The sequence below is a fragment of the Pseudomonas sp. BN415 genome (assembly GCF_029871195.1).
Classification (GTDB): Bacteria; Pseudomonadota; Gammaproteobacteria; order Pseudomonadales; family Pseudomonadaceae; genus Metapseudomonas; species Metapseudomonas resinovorans.
Map to the genome: position 1 here is coordinate 153,265 of NZ_SSOK01000058.1, position 12,298 is coordinate 165,562.

The 12,298-nt window shown below is 62.1% G+C and carries 13 protein-coding genes; 11 read left to right on the forward strand and 2 right to left on the reverse strand.

The window, feature by feature from the left end:
- The first annotated feature begins 111 nt into the window (after positions 1-111).
- The 5 genes from rplU to E8F20_RS17275 all read left to right on the forward strand — a co-directional run bounded on the left by rplU (position 112) and on the right by E8F20_RS17275 (position 3,736).
- A complete protein-coding gene (gene rplU, locus E8F20_RS17255) occupies positions 112-423 on the forward strand; it encodes a 50S ribosomal protein L21 (protein ID WP_016490856.1) in 312 nt (103 codons plus the stop codon).
- A gap of 24 nt (positions 424-447) precedes the next feature.
- Positions 448-705 (forward strand): 50S ribosomal protein L27, encoded by a 258-nt coding sequence (gene rpmA / locus E8F20_RS17260; RefSeq protein ID WP_028629631.1) that lies wholly within the window; start codon positions 448-450, stop codon positions 703-705.
- Between the two features lie 140 nt (positions 706-845).
- On the forward strand, positions 846-2,066 hold the full coding sequence (gene cgtA / locus E8F20_RS17265; RefSeq protein ID WP_280284810.1) for an Obg family GTPase CgtA: 1,221 nt from the start codon (positions 846-848) through the stop codon (positions 2,064-2,066).
- Positions 2,067-2,138: 72 nt separating this feature from the next.
- Positions 2,139-3,257, forward strand: a complete 1,119-nt coding sequence (gene proB, locus E8F20_RS17270; protein ID WP_028629629.1) for a glutamate 5-kinase — start codon at positions 2,139-2,141, stop codon at positions 3,255-3,257.
- A 14-nt stretch (positions 3,258-3,271) separates the two neighbouring features.
- The gene (locus E8F20_RS17275; RefSeq protein WP_280284812.1) at positions 3,272-3,736 is read left to right on the forward strand and encodes a CreA family protein; all 465 of its coding nucleotides are present in this window, start codon (positions 3,272-3,274) and stop codon (positions 3,734-3,736) included.
- A 114-nt stretch (positions 3,737-3,850) separates the two neighbouring features.
- Here E8F20_RS17275 and rpsT read toward each other — a convergent pair whose 3' ends face one another.
- Complete coding sequence (gene rpsT, locus E8F20_RS17280; RefSeq protein ID WP_028629627.1) at positions 3,851-4,126, reverse strand: 30S ribosomal protein S20; 276 nt, start codon at positions 4,124-4,126, stop codon at positions 3,851-3,853.
- A 215-nt stretch (positions 4,127-4,341) separates the two neighbouring features.
- Here rpsT and murJ point away from each other — a divergent pair, with 215 nt between their 5' ends.
- The 6 genes from murJ (at position 4,342) to ispH (ending at position 11,678) form a co-directional block, all read left to right on the forward strand.
- Positions 4,342-5,877: a murein biosynthesis integral membrane protein MurJ gene (gene murJ / locus E8F20_RS17285; protein WP_280284814.1), complete on the forward strand. Its 1,536-nt coding sequence runs from the start codon at positions 4,342-4,344 to the stop codon at positions 5,875-5,877.
- A 110-nt stretch (positions 5,878-5,987) separates the two neighbouring features.
- A complete protein-coding gene (ribF, locus tag E8F20_RS17290) occupies positions 5,988-6,926 on the forward strand; it encodes a bifunctional riboflavin kinase/FAD synthetase (protein ID WP_280284815.1) in 939 nt (312 codons plus the stop codon).
- Between the two features lie 15 nt (positions 6,927-6,941).
- Positions 6,942-9,776: an isoleucine--tRNA ligase gene (gene ileS / locus E8F20_RS17295; RefSeq protein ID WP_280284816.1), complete on the forward strand. Its 2,835-nt coding sequence runs from the start codon at positions 6,942-6,944 to the stop codon at positions 9,774-9,776.
- Positions 9,769-10,272 (forward strand): signal peptidase II, encoded by a 504-nt coding sequence (gene lspA / locus E8F20_RS17300; RefSeq protein ID WP_280284817.1) that lies wholly within the window; start codon positions 9,769-9,771, stop codon positions 10,270-10,272. Before ileS ends, lspA begins: the two co-directional genes overlap by 8 nt.
- Positions 10,265-10,702, forward strand: a complete 438-nt coding sequence (locus E8F20_RS17305; protein WP_280284818.1) for a peptidylprolyl isomerase — start codon at positions 10,265-10,267, stop codon at positions 10,700-10,702. Before lspA ends, E8F20_RS17305 begins: the two co-directional genes overlap by 8 nt.
- A gap of 28 nt (positions 10,703-10,730) precedes the next feature.
- Complete coding sequence (ispH, locus tag E8F20_RS17310; RefSeq protein WP_280284819.1) at positions 10,731-11,678, forward strand: 4-hydroxy-3-methylbut-2-enyl diphosphate reductase; 948 nt, start codon at positions 10,731-10,733, stop codon at positions 11,676-11,678.
- Between the two features lie 17 nt (positions 11,679-11,695).
- Here ispH and E8F20_RS17315 read toward each other — a convergent pair whose 3' ends face one another.
- Positions 11,696-12,211, reverse strand: a complete 516-nt coding sequence (locus tag E8F20_RS17315) for a GspH/FimT family protein (protein WP_348529634.1) — start codon at positions 12,209-12,211, stop codon at positions 11,696-11,698.
- Positions 12,212-12,298: the final 87 nt, after the last annotated feature.

Sequence of the window (12,298 nt, forward strand, 5' to 3'; positions counted from 1 at the left end):
TTTTCCTGCCTTACGCAATTGTATGGGCGTCAGTTCCGGCGCCATGCAGCCATGCCGACCGATACCTCTTTCTATAAAGCGTCGGGTGAGCAGGTTTAACGGAGAAAATCCATGTACGCAGTTATCGTTACCGGCGGCAAGCAATACAAAGTCGCTGAAGGTGAATTCCTGAAGATCGAGAAGCTGGAAGTCGCCACTGGCGAATCCGTGACTTTCGATCGCGTCCTGCTGATCGGCAATGGCGAAGACGTGAAAATCGGTGCTCCGGTCGTTGATGGCGCCAAAGTAGTCGCTGAAGTGGTCTCTCAGGGCCGTCACGACAAAGTGCGCATCATCAAGTTCCGCCGTCGTAAGCACCACATGAAGCGCCAGGGCCACCGCCAGTGGTTCACTGAAATCAAGATCACCGGCATCCAGGCCTAATTTCCTTTTTGGAGGATTTGACTCATGGCACACAAAAAAGCTGGCGGTTCTACCCGCAACGGCCGCGACTCAGAAAGTAAACGCCTTGGCGTGAAGATGTATGGCGGCCAGGTCATCAAGGCCGGCAACATCATCGTGCGTCAGCGCGGCACCCAATTCCACGCCGGCGTCGGCGTTGGCCTGGGCAAGGACCACACCCTGTTCGCGAAAGTGGACGGCGTGGTCAAGTTCGAGGTTAAAGGTGCTTTCGGTCGCAGGTACGTAAGCATCGTCGCGGCCTGATCGCGATCTCGCTGGAAAAGCCCCGTCTTGCGACGGGGCTTTTTTGTTTCTGCTTTGTGGAAACTCTGCATTGAGCGGGGTTCCCTGTATTCTATGTGCTTTGTTTCACTCAACCCGTCCCCGTGACGGGAGGCGTCCTGATGAAATTCGTCGATGAAGTATCGATCTTTGTAAAAGCGGGCGACGGCGGCAATGGCCTGATGAGTTTCCGTCGCGAAAAATTCATTGAAAAGGGCGGCCCCAACGGTGGTGACGGGGGCGATGGCGGCTCCGTTTACATGGAGGCCGATCCGAACCTCAATACCCTGGTGGACTACCGCTATACCCGTCGTTTCGATGCTCAGCGTGGGGAGAACGGCGGCAGCAAGGACTGCACCGGGCGCAAGGGTGAGGATCTGATCCTGCCGGTGCCGGTCGGCACTACCGTGATCGACGCTGCCACCCAGGAAATCATTGGCGACCTGACCAAGGCGGGTCAGCGCCTGTTGGTGGCGCAAGGTGGCTGGCACGGCCTGGGCAACACTCGTTTCAAGTCCAGCACCAACCGTGCGCCACGGCAGACCACCAAGGGCAAGCCCGGTGAGTCTCGCGACCTCAAGCTGGAGCTGAAGGTGCTGGCCGACGTCGGTCTGCTGGGCCTGCCGAATGCCGGCAAGAGTACGTTCATTCGTGCGGTGTCCGCTGCCAAGCCGAAAGTGGCTGACTACCCCTTCACTACGCTGGTGCCGAATCTGGGTGTGGTCAGCGTCGGTCGTTTCAAGTCCTTCGTGGTGGCCGATATTCCGGGTCTAATCGAGGGTGCTGCTGAAGGCGCTGGCCTCGGCATTCGTTTCCTCAAGCACCTGGCGCGTACCCGTCTGCTGCTGCATATCGTCGATATGGCGCCGCTGGATGAAAGTGATCCGGCCGAAGCTGCCGCGACCATTATCGAGGAGCTGGGGCGTTTCAGTCCGGCCCTGACCGAGCGTGATCGCTGGCTGGTGCTGAACAAGGCTGACCAGTTGCTCGATGAGGAGCGTGATTCGCGCATGAAGGCGGTGCTCGATCATCTGGGTTGGTCCGGTCCGGTGTTCGTGATCTCTGCTCTGGAGCGCGAAGGTACAGAGGCGCTCTCCCAGGAGATCATGCGCTACCTCGACGAGCGCACGCTGCGCATGGAAGAAGAGCCGGAGTACGCCGAGCAGCTTGCCGAGCTGGATCAGCGCATCGAGGACGAGGCTCGCGCCCGTCTGCAGGCCATGGACGACCAGCGCGCCCTCCGTCGTGCCGGTCTGAAGAGTGCCGGTGCTGATGATGATGACGACGATTTCGATGACGACGAGGATGACGGCGACGGGCCGGAAATCTTCTACGTGCCCTGACCCCTGCGCCATCCGGCGCTGCAACGCGGTTCGCGCCGAAGCGTCAACAGGCCCTAACTAAGGTTGGACGATATGCGGGACAAGGTGACTGGCGCGCAGCGCTGGGTGGTGAAGATCGGTAGTGCTTTGCTGACGGCTGATGGTCGTGGGCTGGATCGCTCGGCCATGGCGGTTTGGGTCGAGCAGATGGTGGCCCTGCGCAATGCGGGCGTAGAGCTGGTGCTGGTGTCCTCTGGCGCTGTGGCGGCCGGTATGAGTCGTCTGGGCTGGCAGAGTCGTCCAAGCGCCGTGCATGAGCTTCAGGCTGCTGCCTCGGTGGGGCAGATGGGGCTGGTTCAGGCCTGGGAATCCAGCTTTGCCGAGCATGGTCGCCACACGGCGCAGATCCTGCTGACCCATGACGACCTGTCTGATCGCAAGCGTTACCTGAACGCTCGCAGCACGCTGCGTACTCTGGTGGAGCTGGGTGCAATCCCGGTGATCAACGAGAACGACACTGTGGTTACCGACGAAATCCGCTTCGGTGATAACGACACCTTGGCGGCCCTTGTGGCCAACCTGGTTGAAGCTGATCTGCTGGTGATCCTTACCGATCGCGACGGAATGTTCGATGCCGACCCGCGCCACAATCCTGATGCGCAGCTGATATTCGAGGCTCGTGCCGATGACCCGGCGCTGGATGCTGTGGCAGGTGGCACAGGCGGTGCGTTGGGGCGGGGTGGCATGCAGACCAAGCTGCGTGCAGCGCGGCTGGCAGCTCGTTCCGGCGCCCATACGGTGATCGTCGGTGGGCGAATCGAGCGGGTGCTGGATCGCCTCAAGGCGGGAGAGCGTCTGGGAACTCTATTGGCGCCTGAACGCGGCATGCTGGCGGCGCGTAAGCAGTGGCTGGCTGGTCATCTACAGACTCGCGGCACTCTGGTGCTTGATGCGGGCGCGGTCAAGGCGCTGCGTGAGGATCGCAAGAGCTTGCTGCCTGTTGGTGTCAAGGCTGTCCAGGGCAGCTTCCGTCGTGGCGAGATGGTGGTCTGTGTTGGGCCTGATGGCGCCGAAATCGCTCGGGGTCTGGCTAACTACAGTGCCCTTGAGGCGCAGAAGATCATCGGCCAATCGTCCGACCTCATCGAAAAGTTGCTGGGGTATGTCGACGAGCCGGAACTGGTGCACCGGGACAATCTCGTTCTGGTCTGAGGTGGGGGGAAGGGATGCGACTGATCAAGGGAGTGGCGGCAGCTCTGCTGGCAGTGCCGCTGTTGGCTACGGCTGAAGAGATCGGCTCGGTATCCACGGTGTTCAAGTGGATGGGGCCGAACGACAAGATCGTAGTCGAGGCCTTCGATGATCCTCGGGTGGAGGGTGTGACTTGCTATCTCTCGCGTGCCAAGACGGGCGGTGTGAAGGGTGGCCTGGGATTGGCTGAGGATCGTGCCGAGGCGTCGATTGCCTGTCGCCAGGTGGGGCCTATTCGCTTCAATGGTGAGCTCAAGGAGGGTGAGGAGGTATTCAAGGAGCGTACCTCGCTGGTGTTCAAGACCATGCAAGTCGTGCGCTTCTTCGATCGCAAACGCAACACCCTGGTCTATCTGGTCTACAGCGACCGGGTGATCGAGGGTAGTCCGCAGAACGCAGTCACCGCGATTCCGATCCTGCCCTGGCCGAACCGGCCTTGAATTGATGAAAAAGCCCGGAAGATTCCGGGCTTTTTCATGGGTGAGAGTATGAACCCAACATACACGGGCATAAAAAAACAGGCCAGAAGGCCGGTTTTTTACAAGAACTCAAGCTTAGGCAGCAGCTTGACCGAGCGCCTTGATGTGGGCGTTCAGGCGGCTCTTGTGACGAGCAGCTTTGTTCTTGTGAATGATGCCTTTGTCGGCCATGCGGTCAATCACCGGTACAGCAGCGGTGTAGGCGGCTTGGGCCTTGGGCAGGTCCTTGGCGTCGAGCGCCTTGACCACGTTCTTGATGTAGGTACGAACCATGGAGCGCAGGCTGGCGTTATGGCTACGACGCTTCTCAGCCTGTTTGGCGCGTTTTTTGGCAGAAGGTGTGTTGGCCACCGTCAAGCTCCTCGAAACTGGGGAATTGAATCAAATTAAGGCCGCGAATCATGCCCACGTGACTTGGCCTTGTCAAGGGTGATCACGTCAGTCGGGCGACGAGCGTAAGCTTTTCTCGCTGGATGATTTTATCCGGCCCGAACTCTACACTCGGCAGCCTTGATCGCCCTCCGGCAGCACCGGGCGGGTCGTGCCATTCCTGTCCGGACCCCTGAATGAACCTGCTCAAGTCGCTGGCGGCCGTCAGCTCCATCACCATGCTCTCCCGCGTACTGGGCTTCGTTCGCGACACCATTGTCGCGCGCTACTTTGGCGCCGGCATGGCCACCGACGCCTTCTTCGTGGCTTTCAAGCTGCCCAATCTGCTGCGCCGGATCTTTGCCGAGGGCGCATTCTCCCAAGCCTTCGTCCCTATCCTGGCCGAGTACAAGACCCAGCAGGGGGAAGAGGCGACCCGCACCTTCATTGCCTACATCTCAGGCCTGCTGAGCCTGGTGCTGGCGCTGGTGACTCTCGTGGGCATGCTGGCGGCGCCCTGGGTGATCTGGGCGACTGCGCCGGGTTTTGCCGATACGCCAGAAAAGTTCGCCCTGACCACCGACCTGTTGCGGGTGACCTTTCCCTACATCTTCCTGATCTCGCTGTCGTCCCTGGCGGGGGCCATCCTCAACACCTGGAACCGCTATTCGGTGCCAGCCTTCGTGCCGACGCTGCTGAATGTCAGCATGATCATTTTCTCGTTGTTCCTGCTGCCCTATTTCGACCCACCCATCATGGCCCTTGGATGGGCGGTGCTGGCGGGCGGTCTCGCGCAGTTGCTTTACCAGCTACCGGCCCTGAAGCGCATTGGCATGCTCGTGCTACCGCGCCTGAACCTGCGCGATACCGGTGTCTGGCGCGTACTCAAGCAGATGGGGCCGGCAATCTTCGGGGTATCCGTCGGGCAGATCTCACTGATCATCAACACCATCTTCGCGTCCTTCCTGGCGGCGGGTTCGGTTTCCTGGATGTACTACGCCGACCGCCTGATGGAGTTGCCTTCGGGCGTGCTCGGGGTTGCGCTGGGTACCATCCTGCTGCCGTCCCTGGCCAAGACCTATGCCAGTGACGACCGCCATGCTTACTCGCAGCTGCTCGACTGGGGGTTGCGCCTGTGTTTCCTGCTGGTGCTGCCTTGCACCCTGGCCTTGGCGCTGCTGGCTGAGCCGCTGACGGTGGCGCTGTTCCAGTACGGCAAGTTCACCGCCAACGACGCGCTGATGACCCAGCGCGCGCTGATTGCCTATGCCGTGGGCCTGCTCGGGATCATCCTGGTGAAAGTGCTGGCGCCTGGTTTCTACGCGCGGCAGAACATCCGCACACCGGTGAAGATCGCCGTGTTCACCCTGGTGGCGACTCAGTTGATGAACCTCGCTTTCGTCTTCCCGCTGCGTCATGCCGGTCTGGCACTGGCCATCAGCCTGGCCGCCTGCATGAACGCGGGTTTGCTCTACTGGCAACTGCGCAAGCAGCAGTTGTTCCAGCCGCAGCCGGGCTGGGGCAAGTTCCTCGCCAAGCTGGTGTTGGCGGTGGTGGTGATGTGCGCCGTGCTGCTGGGTGTGATGCATCTGCTGCCGGCCTGGGAGCTGGGCGGCATGGCCGAGCGCTTGCTGCGTCTGGGTGCGCTGGTAGGCGCCGGTGTGATCGCCTATTTCGGCATGCTGGCACTACTGGGTTTCCGTCTTCGTGACTTTGCGCGGCGCGCCGTGTGATTCGCTGACTTCCGACTCATCGCCACTTGTCGCGCTGGCAGGTCTGTAGCGCCTGTTGTCCAGCGCCGGCTGTGCGTATAATCGACCACTTTGTGAACAAGACTTGTGCTATGCAGCTGGTTCGAGGCCTACACAACCTGCGGCCCCAAGATCGGGGCTGCGTCGCCACCATCGGCAATTTCGACGGCGTGCACCGCGGCCACCAGGCCATTCTCAAGCGGTTGCGCGAGCGCGCGGCTGAATTGGGTTTGCCCACATGCGTGGTGATCTTCGAGCCGCAACCTCGCGAGTATTTCGGTCCGGACACCGCCCCGGTACGCCTGACACGCCTGCGTGACAAGCTCGAATTGCTGGCCCGCGAGGGCGTGGACCGGGTGCTCTGCCTGTCCTTCAATCGCCGTTTCCGTGAGCTCAGCGCTGCCGAGTTCGTCCATGCGGTGCTGGTGGAGGGGCTGGGTGCCAAACACCTGGAGATCGGCGACGACTTCCGCTTCGGCTGCGACCGTGCCGGCGACTTCGAATTCCTGCAGCAGGCCGGCGATGCCGAAGGCTTCAGTGTCGAGGCTGCCGCCACCGTTGAGCTGGATGGCCTGCGGGTCAGCAGTACCCGGGTGCGCCAGGCGCTTGCCGACGGTGACTTTGCCCTCGCCGATCGCCTGCTGGGGCGTCCATTCACCATCACCGGCCGTGTGCTTCATGGGCAGAAACTCGGTCGTCAGTTGGGCACGCCGACTGCCAATGTGCAGCTCAAGCGTCGCCGGGTTCCGCTCAACGGCGTGTACCTGGTCAGCGTGGAGCTGGATGGCCGGCAACTGCCCGGCGTTGCCAACATCGGCGTGCGTCCCAGCGTGAAGGGTGACGGGCGCGCCCACCTGGAGGTCCACCTGCTGGACTATGCCGGCGATCTCTATGACCGGCGGATCAGCGTGACCTTCCACCACAAGCTGCGCGATGAGCAGCGTTTTGCCTCCCTGGAGGCGTTGAAGTCGGCGATCGATGCGGATGTCGCTGCCGCCCGTGCCTATTGGCAGGGTACTCAATCAAATTGAAGAGCCTGGACTGAAATGACCGATTACAAAGCGACCCTGAACCTGCCAGAGACGGCATTCCCGATGAAGGCCGGTCTGCCCCAGCGCGAGCCGGAACTGCTGCAGCGCTGGAACAGCATCGACCTGTACGGCAAGCTGCGGCAGATCGGCGAAGGGCGCCCAAGGTTCGTCCTGCACGATGGCCCGCCCTATGCCAACGGCAGCATTCACATCGGTCACGCGGTCAACAAGATCCTCAAGGACATCATCGTCCGCTCCAAGACCCTGGCAGGCTATGACGCCCCCTATGTGCCCGGCTGGGATTGCCACGGCCTGCCCATCGAGCACAAGGTCGAGACCACCCACGGCAAGAACCTGCCTGCAGACAAGACCCGCGAGCTGTGCCGCGCCTATGCCTCCGAGCAGATCGAGGGCCAGAAGGCTGACTTCATCCGCCTCGGCGTCCTGGGTGACTGGGACAACCCCTACAAGACCATGGCCTTCTCCAACGAAGCGGGCGAGATCCGTGCCCTGGCCGAAATGGTCAAGCAAGGCTTCGTGTTCAAAGGCCTGAAGCCGGTGAACTGGTGCTTCGATTGCGGTTCGGCACTGGCCGAAGCTGAAGTCGAATACGCCGACAAGAAGTCCGACGCCATCGACGTCGCCTTCCCGATCGAGGACGCCGACAAGTTGGCCGCCGCCTTCGGCCTGTCGAGCCTCGCCAAGCCCGCTGCCATTGTCATCTGGACCACCACCCCCTGGACCATCCCGGCCAACCAGGCGCTGAACGTCCATCCCGAATTCAACTATGCGCTGGTCGATACTGGCGCGCGCCTGCTGGTCCTCGCCGAAGAACTGGTGGAATCCTGCCTGCAACGTTACGGCCTGGAAGGCCAGGTCATCGCCACCGCCAAGGGCGAGGCGCTGGACCAGATCCGCTTCCGCCACCCCTTCTACGAGCGCCTGTCGCCCGTCTACCTGGCCGAATACGTAGAGCTGGGCGCCGGCACCGGTATCGTCCACTCCGCGCCGGCCTACGGTGAGGACGACTTCCGTACCTGCAAGCAGTACGGCATGAGCAACGACGACATCCTCAGCCCGGTGCAGAGCAACGGTGTCTATGTCCAGGACCTGCCGTTCTTCGGCGGCCAGTTCATCTGGAAGGCCAACCCGGCCATCGTCGCCAAGTTGGAAGAAGTTGGCGCGCTGCTCAAGCACGAATCCATCAGCCACAGCTACATGCACTGCTGGCGCCACAAGACCCCGCTGATCTACCGCGCCACCGCTCAGTGGTTCGTCGGCATGGACAAGCAGCCGCAGCAGGGCGCCACCCTGCGCGAGCGCGCGCTGACCGCCATCGAGCAGACCGAGTTTGTTCCGGGCTGGGGCCAGGCGCGCCTGCATGGCATGATCGCCGGCCGTCCGGACTGGTGCATCTCGCGCCAGCGCAACTGGGGCGTGCCGATTCCCTTCTTCTTGCACAAGGCCACCGGCGACCTGCATCCGCGCACCGTCGAACTGATGGAGCAGGTGGCTCAGCGCGTCGAGCAGGAAGGCATCGAGGCCTGGTTCAAGCTGGACGCCGCCGAACTGCTCGGTGACGAGGCCGGCCAATACGACAAGATCAGCGATACCCTGGACGTCTGGTTCGACTCCGGTACCACTCACTGGCACGTCCTGCGCGGCTCCCACGCCGAATTGGGCCATGCCAGCGGCCCTGCCGCCGACCTCTACCTGGAAGGTTCCGACCAGCATCGCGGCTGGTTCCACTCCTCCCTGCTGACCGGCTGTGCCATCGACGGCCATGCGCCGTACCGCCAGCTTCTCACTCACGGTTTCACCGTGGACGAGAGCGGCCGCAAGATGTCCAAATCCCTGGGCAACGTCATCGCCCCGCAGCAGGTCACCGACAGCCTGGGGGCCGACATCCTGCGCCTGTGGGTATCGGCCACCGACTACTCCGGTGAGATGGCCGTTTCCCAGCAGATCCTCCAGCGCAGCGCTGATGCCTATCGCCGCATCCGCAATACCGCGCGTTTCCTGCTGGCCAACCTGAACGGCTTCGATCCGGCCAAGGACCTGCTGCCCGCCGAAGACATGCTGGCCCTGGACCGCTGGGCGGTAGACCGCGCCTTGCTGTTGCAGCGTGAGCTGGAAGAGGCCTACAGCGAATACCGCTTCTGGAACGTCTATTCCAAGGTGCACAACTTCTGCGTGCAGGAGCTGGGTGGCTTCTACCTGGACATCATCAAGGACCGCCAGTACACCACCGCGCCCGACAGCGTGGCGCGCAAGTCCTGCCAGACCGCGCTGTTCCACATCGCCGAGGCGCTGGTGCGCTGGGTGGCGCCGATCCTGGCCTTTACCGCCGAGGAAATCTGGCAGTACCTGCCGGGCGAGCGCAACGAATCGGTCATGCTCAACACCTGGTACCAGGGCCTTGGCGAGATGCCGGAAGGCACCGAACTGGGGCGCGAGTTCTGGGAACAGGTCATGGCCGTCAAGGCCTCGGTCAACAAAGAGCTGGAAAACCTGCGCAGCACCAAGGCCATCGGCGGCAACCTGCAGGCCGAAGTGACCCTCTTCGCCGAGAACGCCCTGGCGGCCAGCCTGGCCAAACTGGGCAATGAACTGCGTTTCGTGCTGATCACTTCTGCCGCTGATGTGCAGCCGCTCACCAGCGCGCCGGCCGATGCCGTGGAAACCGAGGTTCCCGGCCTCAAGCTGAAGATCCACAAGTCTGCCCACACCAAGTGCGGCCGCTGCTGGCACCACCGCGCCGATGTCGGCCAGTTCGTGAAGCACCCGGATCTGTGCGGTCGCTGTGTGGACAACATCGATGGTGCCGGCGAGGTTCGTCACTATGCCTAAGGCATACGGTCGTCTCGGCTGGCTCTGGCTCACGGTCCTTGTGTTCGTATTGGACCAGGCGAGCAAGTGGTTCTTCGAAACCGAGCTCAACCTCTATCAGCAGATCGTGGTCATTCCTGGCTACTTCAGCTGGACGCTGGCCTACAACACCGGCGCGGCCTTCAGTTTCCTCGCTGACAGCTCCGGCTGGCAGCGCTGGCTGTTCGCTGCAATTGCCCTGGTGGTCAGCGGCGTCCTGGTGGTCTGGCTCAAGCGCCTGAAGCCTGAGGAAACCTGGCTGGCTGTTGCGCTGGCGCTGGTCCTGGGCGGCGCCCTTGGCAACCTCTATGACCGCGTGGTGCTTGGCCACGTGGTCGATTTCATCCTGGTGCATTGGCAGAACCGCTGGTACTTCCCGGCGTTCAATCTGGCCGATAGCGCCATCACCGTCGGCGCCCTGATGCTGGCGCTGGATATGTTCAAAGCGAAGAAGTCCGGAGAACCTGCCCATGACTGAACATCGCATAGGGCCGGACATGGAAGTCACCCTGCATTTCGCCATCAAGCTGGATAACGGCGACGTGGTGGACAGCACCTTCGAAAAGAATCCGGCCACTTTCAAAGTGGGCGACGGTAACCTGCTGCCGGGCTTCGAGAGCGTCCTCTTCGGCCTCAAGAGCGGTGACAAGCGCGTGCTGGCCATAGAGCCCGAGCAAGGCTTCGGTCAGCACAACCCGCAGAATGTGCAGGTGATGCCACGCGGCAACTTCCAGGACATGGAGCTTTCCGAAGGCTTGCTGATCATCTTCAACGACGCGGCCAATACCGAGCTGCCCGGGGTGGTCAAGCTGATAGACGACACCCATGTGACCATCGACTTCAACCACCCATTGGCCGGCAAGCCTCTCGCCTTCGAGGTGGAGATCCTGTCGGTCAAACCGGCCTGATCGCCTGCGGCCGGACGAGGTAACCGCCATGCAAATCAAACTCGCCAATCCGCGTGGCTTCTGCGCCGGCGTCGATCGCGCCATCGAGATCGTCAACCGCGCCCTGGAAGTCTTCGGCCCGCCGATCTACGTGCGTCACGAAGTCGTGCACAACAAGTTCGTGGTCGAAGACCTGCGTGCCCGTGGCGCCGTGTTCGTCGAAGAACTGGACCAGGTGCCGGACAACGTCATCGTCATCTTCAGCGCCCACGGCGTCTCCCAGGCGGTGCGCCAGGAAGCTGACCGTCGCGGCCTCAAGGTGTTCGACGCCACCTGCCCGCTGGTGACCAAGGTGCACATGGAAGTTGCGCGCTACAGCCGCGACGGCCGCGAATGCATCCTCATCGGCCACGCCGGTCACCCGGAAGTGGAAGGCACCATGGGCCAGTACGACGCCCGCAACGGTGGCGCCATCTACCTGGTTGAAGACGAGGCCGACGTGGAACGCTTGCAAGTGCGCAACGCCGATGCACTGTCTTTCGTCACGCAGACAACCCTGTCCATGGATGACACCAGCCGCGTTATCGACGCGTTGCGCGCCAAGTTCCCCAACATAGGCGGTCCGCGTAAGGACGACATCTGCTACGCCACCCAGAATCGCCAGGACGCGGTCAAGCAGCTTGCCCATGAGAGCGACGTAGTTCTGGTCGTCGGCAGCCCCAACAGCTCCAACTCCAATCGCCTGCGCGAACTGGCGCAGCGTATGGATACCCCGGCCTACCTGATCGACGGTGCCGAAGACCTCAAGCGCGAATGGTTCGACAAAGTGCAGCGTGTCGGCATCACCGCTGGCGCTTCCGCACCTGAGGTGCTGGTGCAAGGCGTGATCGATCAGCTCCGGGAGTGGGGCGCCGAGGTAGCCGTTGAGCTGGATGGTCGGCCGGAGAACGTGACCTTCTCCATGCCGAAGGAATTGCGGGTGGTCAACGTAGGTTGATCGGGTGTTTCGGGGCATCAACAGGGGCCGGGTGCTTCTTGGGTGCGGCGTACCCGGCCTGTCGCACTGATCACCAGTTTTCGAACAGCGACCCTGCCGTTGTTGTGGCAGAGCACCAGGGTTCCCGCCTGGAATGCTCCGCTGGCCATTGAGGTCCGCCCTGTTGGCGTATAGCGTACATAGCGCCGCACCGGGGCGTTCCCTTTGATTACCACCCCCTCTGGCTGCGGTCCGACTTCCGCCAGTACCGGCTCGCTCTCGTCCCACCTGGCGTTATTGTTCTGATCGACGTAAACCCTCCATCCTGCAGACCAATTTTCGTGCAGATTGTCGACCAGCACCGGGACCCTCCTGGTGGCAGCAGCTTGCCTTGCCTGGTTGAAACTGACCAAGAGTGCGTGGCTTGCAGTTCTAAGTTGGTATGAGCGTATGAGGTCTGTCATTGCGGGTACCCCGAGGCTGACGAGTAGCGTGGCAAGCGCCAGCACCACCAGCACCTCGACAAGCGTAAAGCCGCGAGGGATTCCAGCCATAGCATCCGTGCTCCTCAGGCGTGAACAAATGGGCGACCTGTCGTCCGTGGTCTTGGCCCGCCCGTCGCCGATAAAAGGACGTCAGTC

Bases quoted from the DNA above. Each gene is read 5' to 3' on its own strand.
- rplU (WP_016490856.1), top strand. From the start codon at position 112: ATGTACGCAGTTATCGTTACCGGCGGCAAGCAATACAAAGTCGCTGAA.
- rpmA (WP_028629631.1), top strand. From the start codon at position 448: ATGGCACACAAAAAAGCTGGCGGTTCTACCCGCAACGGCCGCGACTCA.
- cgtA (WP_280284810.1), top strand. From the start codon at position 846: ATGAAATTCGTCGATGAAGTATCGATCTTTGTAAAAGCGGGCGACGGC.
- proB (WP_028629629.1), top strand. From the start codon at position 2,139: ATGCGGGACAAGGTGACTGGCGCGCAGCGCTGGGTGGTGAAGATCGGT.
- E8F20_RS17275 (WP_280284812.1), top strand. From the start codon at position 3,272: ATGCGACTGATCAAGGGAGTGGCGGCAGCTCTGCTGGCAGTGCCGCTG.
- murJ (WP_280284814.1), top strand. From the start codon at position 4,342: ATGAACCTGCTCAAGTCGCTGGCGGCCGTCAGCTCCATCACCATGCTC.
- ribF (WP_280284815.1), top strand. From the start codon at position 5,988: ATGCAGCTGGTTCGAGGCCTACACAACCTGCGGCCCCAAGATCGGGGC.
- ileS (WP_280284816.1), top strand. From the start codon at position 6,942: ATGACCGATTACAAAGCGACCCTGAACCTGCCAGAGACGGCATTCCCG.
- lspA (WP_280284817.1), top strand. From the start codon at position 9,769: ATGCCTAAGGCATACGGTCGTCTCGGCTGGCTCTGGCTCACGGTCCTT.
- E8F20_RS17305 (WP_280284818.1), top strand. From the start codon at position 10,265: ATGACTGAACATCGCATAGGGCCGGACATGGAAGTCACCCTGCATTTC.
- ispH (WP_280284819.1), top strand. From the start codon at position 10,731: ATGCAAATCAAACTCGCCAATCCGCGTGGCTTCTGCGCCGGCGTCGAT.
- E8F20_RS17315 (WP_348529634.1), bottom strand. From the start codon at position 12,211: ATGGCTGGAATCCCTCGCGGCTTTACGCTTGTCGAGGTGCTGGTGGTG.